The organism is Deefgea salmonis, assembly GCF_020531905.1.
In the GTDB taxonomy this organism is placed as follows: domain Bacteria; phylum Pseudomonadota; class Gammaproteobacteria; order Burkholderiales; family Chitinibacteraceae; genus Deefgea; species Deefgea salmonis.
This window is the reverse complement of sequence record NZ_JAJAWG010000001.1, coordinates 171,082-183,645: the sequence shown is the minus strand read 5'-3', so window position 1 is coordinate 183,645 and position 12,564 is coordinate 171,082. Positions and strand designations below refer to the sequence as shown.

The following is a 12,564-nucleotide window of genomic DNA, read 5'->3' as shown; positions in this document are numbered from 1 at the left end:
CATCTATTAACCTCAGCGACAGCAACACTTGATATTACCCAGCATCGCCCCCAACATTAAAAAACAAGCCTTACGCTATGGCGCCGATTTAAAAGCTAGATTAGAAGCTTTCTTAAAAAACCATTACACTCAAGCCCATTGAGCCGCATTATTTAGACCAACCGCAAGGAATCGACATGGCAAGCCAACATCACCGTTTACTCATTTTGGGTTCAGGCCCTGCAGGCTACACTGCCGCCGTCTATGCCGCACGTGCCAATTTAAAACCTGTATTAATTACCGGCATGGCGCAAGGCGGTCAACTCATGACCACCACGGAAGTCGACAACTGGCCCGCCGACTTTGACGGCGTGCAAGGCCCAGAATTGATGACGCGCTTTCAAAAGCACGCCGAACGTTTTGGCACCGAAATGCTATTTGATCATATTCACACGACACACTTAACTGAAAAACCCATCCGTTTGGTGGGCGATTCCGGCGAATACACCTGCGACGCACTAATTATCGCCACAGGCGCATCAGCCCAATATTTAGGCCTACCTTCTGAAGAAGCATTTTCTGGTCGCGGCGTTTCGGCCTGCGCCACGTGCGATGGCTTCTTCTATCGCGGCCAAGACGTAGCTGTAGTGGGCGGCGGCAACACTGCCGTTGAAGAAGCGCTCTACTTATCCAACATCGCCAAGCACGTGACTTTAGTTCACCGCCGTGACACCTTCCGCTCAGAAAAAATCCTGATTGACCATCTAATGGAAAAAGTGGCTGAAGGAAAAATCACCCTTGAAACCAATCAGACCCTCGACGAAGTTTTGGGCGACGCAACAGGCGTCACCGGTGCGCGCTTGAAATCGACCGTCGATGGTTCGACTAAAGATCTAACCCTGATGGGCGTGTTTATTGCCATCGGCCACAAACCGAACACGGACATCTTCAAAGGTCAGCTCGAGATGGACAACACGGGCTACATCATCACCCAAGGCGGCCGTAACGGCGGCGCGACAGCGACTAGCATTGCTGGCGTATTTGCTGCCGGTGATGTGCAAGACCATATTTATCGCCAAGCGGTGACATCGGCAGCAAGCGGCTGCCAAGCGGCATTAGATGCTGATAAATACTTAGAATCACTGCGATAAAATACAGGGTATTTAGCCACAAACCTTTATATACAAAGCCTAGAGCAATATACCCACAAAAACGCCACTCTTTCGAGTGGCTTTTTTTAACCCCATCAACACCGCTCAAAGCCCAGCCATACAAAATCTGCCACGAGCAAACACTGGACATAAAAAAAACGCCAATCAATCGATTGGCGTTTTTGTTGGCGTTTAAAGCCGCGAATTAGGCTACTTTATTACGACGACGTTCGTTATCAGTCAAGAAGCGCTTACGGATACGAATGGTTTTTGGTGTGATTTCAACCAATTCATCATCATCAATAAACTCAACCGCTGATTCCAAAGTCATTTTAACTGGCGTTGTCAAACGAACGGCTTCATCAGTACCTGAAGAGCGAACGTTAGTCAGTTGCTTACCTTTAATTGGGTTCACAACCAAATCATTGTCACGACTATGGATACCGATCACCATACCTTCGTACAGTTTGTCGCCTGGGCTCACAAACATACGACCGCGATCTTCCAATTTCCACAATGCGTAAGCCACTGCTTCGCCGTTGTCTTGAGAAATCAATACGCCGTTATGACGACCTGGCATATCTGGCTTAGCCGGTGCGTAATCATCAAACACATGACTCATCAAACCAGTACCGCGAGTCAAGGTCATGAAGTCACCTTGGAAACCGATCAAACCACGCGCAGGAACGTGATATTCCAAACGAGTGCGGCCTTGACCATCAGAAACCATGTTGGTCAATTCGCCACGGCGACGACCGATTTCTTCCATCACGCCACCTTGATGCTCATCTTCTAAGTCGATGGTCAAGTTTTCGTATGGCTCACATTTTTCACCGTTGATGTCTTTGTAAACGACACGTGGTTTTGCCACTGCCAATTCAAAGCCTTCACGGCGCATGTTTTCGAGCAAAATGGTCAAATGCAATTCGCCACGACCTGAAACGCGGAAGATATCCGTGTTGTCAGTATCTTCAACGCGCAATGCCACGTTCACCAACAATTCTTTAGTCAGACGCTCACGGATTTGACGGCTCGTTACAAACTTGCCTTCAGTCCCTGCGAGTGGTGATGTATTCACCATAAAGTCCATGGTCAACGTTGGCTCATCAACGCCAAGTACTGGCAAGCCAACAGGTTGATCGCGGTCACAAATGGTAACGCCAATACCGATTTCATCCAAACCAGAGATGATAATGATATCGCCCGCTTCAGCTTCTTCAACTGGCACGCGCTCAAGGCCTTTAAAGCCCAAAACTTGATTAATACGGCCGCTAGACACTTGGTCGTCGTGATTCATCACCACTACTTGTTGACCTGGCTTGATGCGGCCATTCAATACTTTACCTACGCCAAGGCGACCGGTAAATGTAGAGTAATCCAACGCCGAAATTTGCAATTGCAACGGCGCATCAGGGTTACCCGGAGGGCTAGGAACAGTCGCCACCAACAGGTCCAGCAATGGACGCATATTGTCTGATTCTTCTTCCAAAGTCAGTTTGGCAAAGCCATTCAGACCTGAAGCGTAAATCATTTTAAAGTCGAGTTGTTCGTCAGTTGCGCCGAGTTTATCGAACAAGTCAAAAACTTGGTCGTGAACCCAATCCGGACGTGCGCCTGGACGATCTACCTTGTTAATAACAACAATCGGCTTCAGACCCAAAGCCAAAGCTTTTTTAGTCACGAAACGCGTTTGTGGCATCGGGCCTTCAACGGCATCAACCAGCAGCAATACGCCGTCAACCATACCCAATACACGTTCAACTTCACCACCGAAGTCCGCGTGACCTGGGGTATCAACGATATTGATATGCGTGCCTTCGTATTCGATGGCTGTGTTTTTCGCCAAAATGGTAATCCCACGCTCTTTTTCAAGATCGTTAGAATCCATTACGCGTTCAACAACCGCTTGGTTAGCACGGAAAGTACCGGCTTGTTGTAAAAGCTGGTCTACCAGCGTGGTTTTACCATGATCGACGTGAGCGATAATGGCGACGTTACGAAGTGCACGGGTCATGTTTGGACTGTGGGCTATTTGCGAAAGTGGCGGATTGTATCACGCCTTAATGAAAAAACTGTGAACTCGTCAATGACTTTGGCGAGTAAAGCTGATTTTTATTGGGAAAATACCGATTAACGGCAGACTAATTTGCATACGCATGCGAATGTATGAGCCCTACCAATACCCGCCTTACACAAAAAACACCTCGTCCTGCGAGCCGGCACAAGCCAGATGGCGTGCGACAGCCACCCTACAAATCAATTGTCATATCCTTGGGTATGCCTTCCAACATCAATTCCAGCGCGAAGTTGAGCAATATACCTGCTGTAGCACCCCAAACCACCCGCTGATTTACCTCTAGAAAATGTGTCGCTCCACGCACACCTTGTCGAGTCACCCAGCGCTTTTCATACAAAGCGCGATTTAGCAACGTGGCCAAGGGCAACTCAAAAACGTCGGCCACTTCATTCGGATCAGGACAAATAGAAAAACCCGGTTGCAAAACGCCCACGACGGGTGTCACGCAATAACCACTAATAGTGTGATACTCCCCCAAACAAGCGAGCACCTGCACCTGATCACCCGGCAAACCAATTTCTTCGGCCGTTTCACGCAATGCCGTCGCGACAGGATCTGGGTCACTGGACTCAGTTGCGCCACCAGGGAAGCTCACTTGCCCAGCATGTTGCGACAAATGATCGGCTCTCACGGTAAACAACACAGTGGCCCCATCAGGATGCAACACAATCGGAATCAAAACGGCGGCAGTTCGCCGAGAGTGATGCTGATAGTCATAACCACTGACCCGTGACGAGCTTGCTAACTGCTGACTCAGCCAGTGCGGTAATTGCGCAACATCTGGCAACATATTGATTCATTCCTAACTTAATGGCTATTGAGCCTATCATTCATGGCCCCAGCAAAACAAGCTCTCCAGCACCACACTTAAACCCGCAATTGCTTCGACAAACCCAACCCCAAAGACTGCACCAACGCAAACTGCGTCATTGCCGACCCAAAATCATTATTTTTGGCGGCCATTTCAATCGCTTTGCAATAAGTCGCCATTTTTGTAGCCCCCAACTGCGCGGCAGCGCCTTTCAGTTTATGCGCCAAGCTCACCATTTGAACTGAATCGCCGACCACAATGGCAGGCGACAAACCGCTGATACATTCATCCAAAGTCGGAAAAAATAAAGCCAACAACTCTTCTTTCATATCCATACCAACTGCTTGTTTTAGTTCATTAAACATTCGATCAATATCGAGCAACTCTTGTTGCAATTCCAAACTAATGCCAACGTCCATATCATCCTCCGGCTCTTGTTGCTGCGGATCGAGGCGCGCCAAGCGCCCTGACTTGGCCAAACCACGCTGTAGAGCCAATGAGATCTCAGTCATATGAATCGGCTTGGCAACAAAATCATCCATCCCCACAGCATAACAATGATCAACATCCGATTGAAATGCATTCGCGGTTAACGCAACAATATAAACACCCGCTTGCTCGGGCGGCAACGCACGAATCGTTTGCGTGGCCACAAAGCCATCCATTTCAGGCATTTGACAATCCATCAACACCATGTCATAACGGCGCTGCTCAACGGCTGCGACCGCCAATGCGCCGTTTTCAACTACATCGACTCGACAGCCAAATTTTTCCAGCATCAACACCGCCACCTTCTGATTAATGGGATTGTCTTCGGCCAATAATAAGTAAGGCCTGCTTGCCGCGATTTGTTCGGCCAAATGATGCGCCGTCACCAGATGCTGCGTTCCACGAGGAAATTGCCGCATTTTCAACGCCTCTTCAATAACATGGAGCAATTGCGTTTGTCGGACTGGCTTGGTTAAAAATGCAGAATACCCTGCCGCTTTTGCTTCTGCGGCGAGTCCTGGCACCGCCATCGAGGTCAACAACACCAAAGGCAATGGCGTTTCGCCCACAATAGCCTGAATTTGCCGCGCCAATTGCAAACCATCCAGATCGGGCAACTGCAAATCAATCAAAGCCAATGAAAAATACGTTGGTGCTTGCGCCAAAACAGCCAGCGCCTCATGGGGTGAATGAAAACACTCGGACAGCATACCAAAAGACGTTAGCTGCAAAGCAATCAGCTCACGATTGGCCGCAAAATCATCAACAACCAGCACCCGCAAACCCTGTAAGGCCAGCGAAGTACTCGGTGGCGGGGCTTCTATTTTGGCCACAGGCAAAACCACCTCAAACCAAAACTCTGACCCCTCGCCCAACACACTGACGACACCCACCTCGCCCGCCATCGCTTCGATTAAGCGCTTGCAAATTGACAAACCCAGCCCTGTCCCGCCAAACCGGCGCGTCGTCGACGCATCCGCCTGACAAAACGGCCGAAACAAAGAAACCTGCGCCGACTCACTCATGCCAATGCCAGTATCTTTAACGCTAAACCGTAAAACACAGCGCGCAGCGCTTGAATTTGGCATGGCGACCAAACGGGCCACCACCTCACCTTGCGCAGTAAATTTAATGGCATTATTGAGTAAATTAAGCACCACCTGCCGCAAACGACTCGGATCGCCAATCAGTCGCAAAGGCACATTCGGATTGATAATACAGGCCAAATCAAGTGCTTGTTTGGCGGCTTTTTCCGCCACAATATCTAAAGCTCCTTCTAGCAAATAGCGCACATCAAATTCAATTTGTTCTAGCTGCAAGTGCCCTGCTTCAATCTTGGAAAAATCCAAAATATCGTTAATTAAACTTAACAAAGCATCACCTGATTGCTGAATCGCACCAACAAATTCTAGTTGCACTGCGTTCAAAGGGGTGTCCGCAAGCAAGGTTGAAAAGCCAATCACCGCATTCATCGGCGTGCGAATCTCGTGACTCATATTGGCCAAAAAATCACTTTTGGCTTGACTGGCGGCCACCGCCTGATCAATCGCCAATTCTAAAGCGGCATTAATGTGTTTTTGCTCGGTCACATCGGTGGCAACGCCTAAATAGCCAATCAATCCCCCCGCATCATCGTAGCGAGCAGTGACGATTAAATTAACCGTCAAACGCGATCCGTTTTGGCACACATAGGTCCATTCATGGGTGTCACTGCCGCCCTGTCTTGCCATATACACCAGCACATCAAAACCACTCACACTTTGCCCGGTTTGCGCGGCAATACTTTGCGCTCGACTCGCCAGCTCGCCCGCATCATGAAACACCTCGGGCGTCAAAATACCCATCACCGATTCAGCAGAATAACCAAGCATTTTTTCTGCACCAACATTAAACAGCTGAATCTCTCCGGCAATATCGGTGGCGATAATGCAAATTTCGGTGGCAGAATTCACCACGCTGCGCAGCTGCTGCTGCAAATGCGTCAACGCCGTATCTTGTTCAATCAACATCAATTCATTGTGCTTACGCGCATCAATATCCAGATGAATCCCGGCAATTTTAATCGGCGCGCCCTGCTCGTCGCGTTCATACACCCGACCAATCGCATGCACCCATTTCCAAGTGCCTTGCGCAGTTTTCATCCTTAATTCACAACTATAAATCACCGATTGTCCCGCCAAATGAGCGGTCAACGAAGCTTCGGCCAATGGCAAATCATCGGGATGCAATAAGCTTCTCCAAGTTTCTACGCTGGGTATCAACTCCTGAGTAACAAAACCCAACATCTCGCCCCACATACCCCCAAAAAATGACTCTCCGGTGCGTAAATCTAAATCCCAAATCCCCAAGCCTGACGCCTCAACAATCATCGACAACTGTCGCTGATTGGCACGCAAGGCCTGCTCACTCGCCAAACGTTTACTCACATCTCGAATTTGCGCCACCAAAAACGTAGCTTCATCGATGTGAAATTGATTCAGATTGACCTCAATGGGAATTAAATGACCATCTGCATGTTTGGCCCACAATTCGCGGCCCTTGCCCATGACCGAAGCGCCATTTTGATAATGATATTGCGCCACAAAATCATCATGCTTGAGCGCCAAATCTGCTGGCATAAAGATCTTAATGTTTTTTCCCACCACCTCATCAGCAGCAAAACCAAACATCGCAGTGACTGAGCGATTCACCCCCAAAATCGTCCCTTGCTGATCCGCGGTCACAATGACATCGGGCGTGCTATCAATCACCGCATCAAGCTGAATTTCGCGTTGCCGCGCATGCAAAGACATCGCCTCAGCCAAAGACTGCGCCTTCTCTTTTAACCGAGCGGCATTGAGCAAAGTGGCGGCAATCAGCGCAGTAATGGCCAAGCCAAACAGCAACAATCCCAAGGGCAACCAGCTCTCTAAGCGCGCAGCAAAGCTATCGTTTGAGCTCATCACCACCGTCCACGTCTGACCACCGAGCGCCAGCTCGACCTGTCGCCGCAGATTACGATACTCGGGTTGACTGGCACCTAACTCATGGTGTGAATCGTCGTCATACAATAAAAACTCCGGCTTGAGCTCCTTACCCGAATACACCTCAAAATTGATGGTTTTTTTCTGATAATCATTTAAACCGGCAACCAACTTAGACATCAGCACCGGCGCATACACCCAACCGATGAGTGAGTCAGCACGACGCTTTACCGCAGCAGTCTCATACCCCGTCATCGATGGCAAATAATAAGGCAACAAAATCAAAAATCCTGGCGATTTCTTACCCGCTTGCACCAATTGAATCGGCGCAGTCATCGCCATTTCGGCCGAATTCATCGCATTGACAGCGGCAGCCTTACGAATCGGCTCACTGGCAATATCCAAGCCAATCGCGACCTCATTGCCTTGGAGTGGTTCAATAAATTGAATGACATACTTTGTTCCCGCATTCGGGCCTTTGGCGCGCAATTGATACTCAGGTCGGTAGTGCTGCTGATCGAGCACAAAGGCCGCCACATCCTGCAGCTCAACGCGGCGAATAAAACCAACCCCCAGCGCCCCTGGAAATACATCATCTAAATTTAACTGCGCCACATACTGCTTAAAGTGCTGCGGTTTTAATTCGCCATGCGCCATTAAAGGCACGGTGCGTGCGCCATACAGACCCAAAGCCAAACTTTGTACCCGCAGTTTTAAAGCGTTGACCAAGGGCTCAGATTGCCGCTCAAATTGAATATCGGTCTGCTGTTTGAGCTTAATTGCAGCAAATTGCCAAACAAAAATCGACAGCACCACGCCAACGATCACCACCGCCAGTAAGCGAAAATCATTCAAATGCTGAATTTTTTGCTTGATTGTTGACATTGGTTGACAAGTTTTTGTATGGATATTGAAAATACTATAGTCGAGGCCTTTCTATTTTTCTGTCAAACCGTCATTGCTGACTCTGCGTTATAATCGAGGTCATTTTCTTGCATATTTTGGCCGACCATGACCCGAAAAATTCTCGTTACCTCTGCCCTGCCTTACGCCAATGGCGCGATTCACCTTGGTCACTTGGTTGAATACATCCAAACCGACATCTGGGTTCGCTTTCAAAAATCTCGCGGTCACCAGTGCCATTATGTTTGTGCAGACGATACACACGGCACACCCATCATGCTGCGCGCAGAAAAAGAAGGCATTACACCCGAGGCGCTAATTGCCCGCGTGCACGGTGAACATTTACGTGATTTCACCGGTTTTCACGTTGCGTTTGATAATTACTACAGCACCAATAGTCCAGAAAACCGCGACTTTGCTTACGACATTTACGCCAAGCTCAAAGCCAACAACAAAATTGCCAAAAAAACCATTTCGCAATTATTTGACCCAGAAAAACAGATGTTCTTGCCCGATCGCTTTGTGAAAGGCGAATGCCCAAAGTGCGGCGCAAAAGATCAGTACGGCGACAACTGTGAGGTATGCAGCGCAACATATGCGCCAACCGAGCTTAAAAACCCATACTCTGCCGTATCAGGCGCAACACCGGTACTGCGTGACTCAGAACACTTCTTCTTCAAGCTGGGCGAATGCGAAGACTTTTTAAAGTCATGGACCACCACGCCGGGCAAGTTGCAGCAAGAAGCCGCCAATAAAATGCAGGAATGGTTTGAATCAGGCCTGACTGACTGGGATATTTCCCGCGACGCACCGTATTTCGGCTTTGAAATCCCTGATGCACCGGGCAAGTATTTTTACGTTTGGCTCGATGCGCCGGTCGGCTATATGGCCAGCCACAAAAACTTATGTGATCGCTTAGGCTTGGATTTTGATAGCTACTGGCGCAAAGACTCTGACGCCGAGCTGTATCATTTTATTGGCAAAGATATTTTGTATTTCCACTCGCTATTTTGGCCAGCAATGCTCGAATACTCGGGCTACCGCACGCCAACCGCCATTTACAGCCACGGCTTTTTGACCGTAGACGGCGCAAAAATGAGCAAATCGCGTGGCACGTTTATCACCGCCGAATCGTACTTAGACCACCTGAACCCAGAGTGGTTGCGCTATTACTACGCGGCCAAACTCTCTAACACCGCCGAAGACATTGACTTAAACCTCGAAGACTTTACTGCGCGGGTGAACTCAGACCTGATCGGTAAATACGTCAATATCGCCAGCCGCGCCGCAGGCTTTATCAGTAAACGCTTTGCCGGCCGCTTGCACAGCGGTGTGTTTGAAGCAGAAACCTATGCCTTGATGCCAGCCATTGTCGCGCTACAAAAGAAACTACAAGGCGCGAGCGACAGCATTGCCAGCCTGTTTGAAGCACGAGAATACAGCCGCGCCATCCGTGAAATCATGGCGTTGACCGACGAAGTTAATCAATACGTCGATACTGTTAAACCATGGGAAATGGCCAAGCATCCAGAGCAAAGTGGCAATTTGCATGCGGTATGTAGCTTCTTGATCAATGCCTTCCGCATTTTGACGATTTATCTATCGCCTGTATTGCCAAAGCTAGCCAATGACGTTGAAGCGTTCTTGAATATCGCGCCACTGCAATGGTCGGATGCTCAGCATTTATTGCTCGATCACACCATTAACAGCTATAGCCATTTGATGGTGCGAATCGACCCGAAAAACATTGCCGCCATGATCGAAGCCAATGTCCAAGTGCTCGACACACCAGCACCGACAGCGCCCGCTTACGAAATCCCCGCCATCAGCGAAACCATTAGCATTGATGATTTTATGAAGGTGGACTTACGCATTGCCCGCATCGCTGACGCGCAGCACGTTGCCGGCGCAGAAAAACTCCTGCAACTGACGCTCGATCTAGGTAATGAAACACGCAATGTATTTGCAGGGATTAAATCGGCGTACAACCCCGAAGATTTGATCGGCAAGCACACGGTGATGGTGGCCAATTTAGCGGCGAGAAAAATGAAGTTTGGCTTGTCAGAAGGCATGGTATTGGCGGCTGGCGGTGATGGCGGTCTGTATATCTTAGAGCCGCACGAAGGCGCAAAACCGGGCATGCGCGTGAAATAAGCGAGCAGCACCCGCATCAACAGCCGCGCCCAATGGCGCGGCTTTTTTGTGCCGCGCCAACGTTAATGTCAACAGCGACCGAAGACCAACCGAGCTTAAGCCAGCAACACCACATCCAAAACGACACGACGAGCCGACCAAAACATCTGCATCAAACCAATAGGTATAGCGCGGTAAACTATATTAAATATAAGCCAGCGAGCTATACCTCAAACCTTGAACGCATCCAAGCCAGATATTCAACTGCGCCAGCTTCACCCTCGGCCGGCGCCCAAGGTGCGCGTTCATGACTGGCCACCGGAATATACGGTCCGGCTTTAGCCTCAAAAAACACCGTCGGCGCTAACGCCACCAAACTGTGAAACACCCCCGGCGCAATATCAATCCCAAGGCAATCACCGCCTGCCGCGATCACCTTTTGCGCAATCACACCCCCTTCAGCATTAAAAATCAGCACCCCCATTCGGCCGCTCAGCACCACCATGGTTTCAGCTTTATCCGCCGACAAATGACAATGCGGCTGCACATACGTATTGGGTTGCAGTGCATTGAGTAAGCGATGACAACTGGCATCGTCAGTAGTGTGAAAATTAAAATTTTTGCGTTGCCGTGGACTTTGCTCGGCAGCACACAGCAATTCGGACAATAAGCTCTGATCGATAAAACGAGTTGGCATAACAAGTACTCAGCAAGAAAGTACCGCATCATGCAATAAAACCATAACGGACACCAAGTGCCATGCCATCAAGCCCCATGGCAAGAGACGAAAAATGCCGTCACTCAACAACACGCGCGATCGCATGCGGCACTAAAACCCCAGCAAACCATAGCTTTAGGCGAGTTTTGTAAAATCCCGCGCGCCGAATCAGCGCCGACCGCGCTGCGATGCCGACAGATTGCAATCAGATGGGTATAATTGCCGTTTTGGTTTCACTTAGCGCCTGCCATGAACCTGCCTGATCCTCGTCTATACCCTCGCGTCAACCCGCAAAATCCAATTATTCGTCAGCTGATGTCATTACTGACTGAGCGCGATGCCGCACAAGTGGCGCAAAAACGCCTCGGTTTGCAACAACTGATGGCCGAATTACTCATGGCCAAAGATCATTACGCCCTCAATGGCGCCTTGACCCAAGCCCCATCGCAAGATGCATGGATGACGCTATGGCATGCGCTGCGTCAAGAAGTAGAAAGCCCGAGCCAGCACGCCCAACAATCAGCGACCTTGTTTGCGATTCCGGTGATTTTGGTCGCAGGTTGCAAAGGTGACACTACGCTGCCAAGCGAAATCGATGGCGACGCAGCGCTGGCCATTTTGCGCGAACACGGCGTGATTGCGGCCGATGCCGATGCTTGGTTGTCAGGTGCATTGCTGGGGCCGGATATTTTGGCGGCCATCAGCCCAGCGCAATTGGCCGAATGGCGCGCAACACTCAGTGTCGCCCGCGACTTCCCGATTGATTCGGCCGGCAGTGCAATCAAATTTAAAGACGAAGCGGTTGCTTTACGTTATCTGATTGGCGTCGCCATTGAACGCACGGGCGCGCCCGCTGCGATTACATTAGGCGGCCAAGTTGGCAGCTGGGGCATGCCACTGGCCAATCTGATTGGCGAGACGCTCAAAACCGATGGCGTCACGTTGTTCCCAATTCCACGCACGCCGCTGCCTTGGCTTAGCGCACAAGATGTGGGCCGCGTCACGCAACTCGAAACGCGCCTGCAAGTGATGACCAGCAATGCACTCCGTAGCATTCGCAGCAAAGGTCGCACCCCAGTGGTTACCGTTGCCGCCCATGAAAACAATGAAATTCGCATCACCTTTGCCAGTAAAGAAGACCCAGAACGCTGGGAAGGCTATGTGTGGCCGCTTTTGCCGTCTGATCATGTCGAGCAGATTGCGCAATACATTCAAGAATTAATGCTCGAATGCCGGATGACGGATTTGGTGTTGATTGACGGGGTACAAGCGGTACTCGATACCGATGGTTTGCCGTTGTTTATCACGCCGCACACCAAAGCACCGGCATTGCAATAAAA

At 49.8% G+C, this 12,564-nt stretch carries 7 protein-coding genes; 3 read left to right on the top strand and 4 right to left on the bottom strand.

The genetic code is table 11. The annotated features are described in order from the left end of the window. The first annotated feature begins 176 nt into the window (after window positions 1-176). Window positions 177-1,130, top strand: coding sequence for a thioredoxin-disulfide reductase (trxB, locus tag LG219_RS00770; RefSeq protein ID WP_226762647.1), 954 nt, complete (start codon window positions 177-179; stop codon window positions 1,128-1,130). Window positions 1,131-1,335: 205 nt separating this feature from the next. On the opposite strand, the gene typA is transcribed toward trxB, so the two are convergent. The 3 genes from typA to LG219_RS00755 all read right to left on the bottom strand — a co-directional run bounded on the left by typA (window position 1,336) and on the right by LG219_RS00755 (window position 8,355). After that, complete coding sequence (gene typA, locus LG219_RS00765) at window positions 1,336-3,144, bottom strand: translational GTPase TypA (protein WP_226762646.1); 1,809 nt, start codon at window positions 3,142-3,144, stop codon at window positions 1,336-1,338. Window positions 3,145-3,379: 235 nt separating this feature from the next. Continuing rightward, window positions 3,380-3,997, bottom strand: a complete 618-nt coding sequence (locus LG219_RS00760; RefSeq protein WP_226762645.1) for a CoA pyrophosphatase — start codon at window positions 3,995-3,997, stop codon at window positions 3,380-3,382. 77 nt (window positions 3,998-4,074) lie between these two features. After that, window positions 4,075-8,355, bottom strand: coding sequence for a PAS domain-containing hybrid sensor histidine kinase/response regulator (locus LG219_RS00755; RefSeq protein ID WP_226762644.1), 4,281 nt, complete (start codon window positions 8,353-8,355; stop codon window positions 4,075-4,077). A 126-nt stretch (window positions 8,356-8,481) separates the two neighbouring features. Here LG219_RS00755 and metG point away from each other — a divergent pair, with 126 nt between their 5' ends. Further along, window positions 8,482-10,527: a methionine--tRNA ligase gene (gene metG, locus LG219_RS00750; RefSeq protein WP_226762643.1), complete on the top strand. Its 2,046-nt coding sequence runs from the start codon at window positions 8,482-8,484 to the stop codon at window positions 10,525-10,527. 202 nt (window positions 10,528-10,729) lie between these two features. Here the strand turns inward: metG and LG219_RS00745 are convergent, their stop codons facing one another. Further along, window positions 10,730-11,203: a WbuC family cupin fold metalloprotein gene (locus tag LG219_RS00745; RefSeq protein ID WP_226762642.1), complete on the bottom strand. Its 474-nt coding sequence runs from the start codon at window positions 11,201-11,203 to the stop codon at window positions 10,730-10,732. 270 nt (window positions 11,204-11,473) lie between these two features. On the opposite strand from LG219_RS00745, the gene LG219_RS00740 reads away from it, so the two are divergent. After that, entirely contained in the window at window positions 11,474-12,562 is a 1,089-nt protein-coding gene (locus tag LG219_RS00740) for a hypothetical protein (RefSeq protein ID WP_226762641.1), read from the top strand. Window positions 12,563-12,564: the final 2 nt, after the last annotated feature.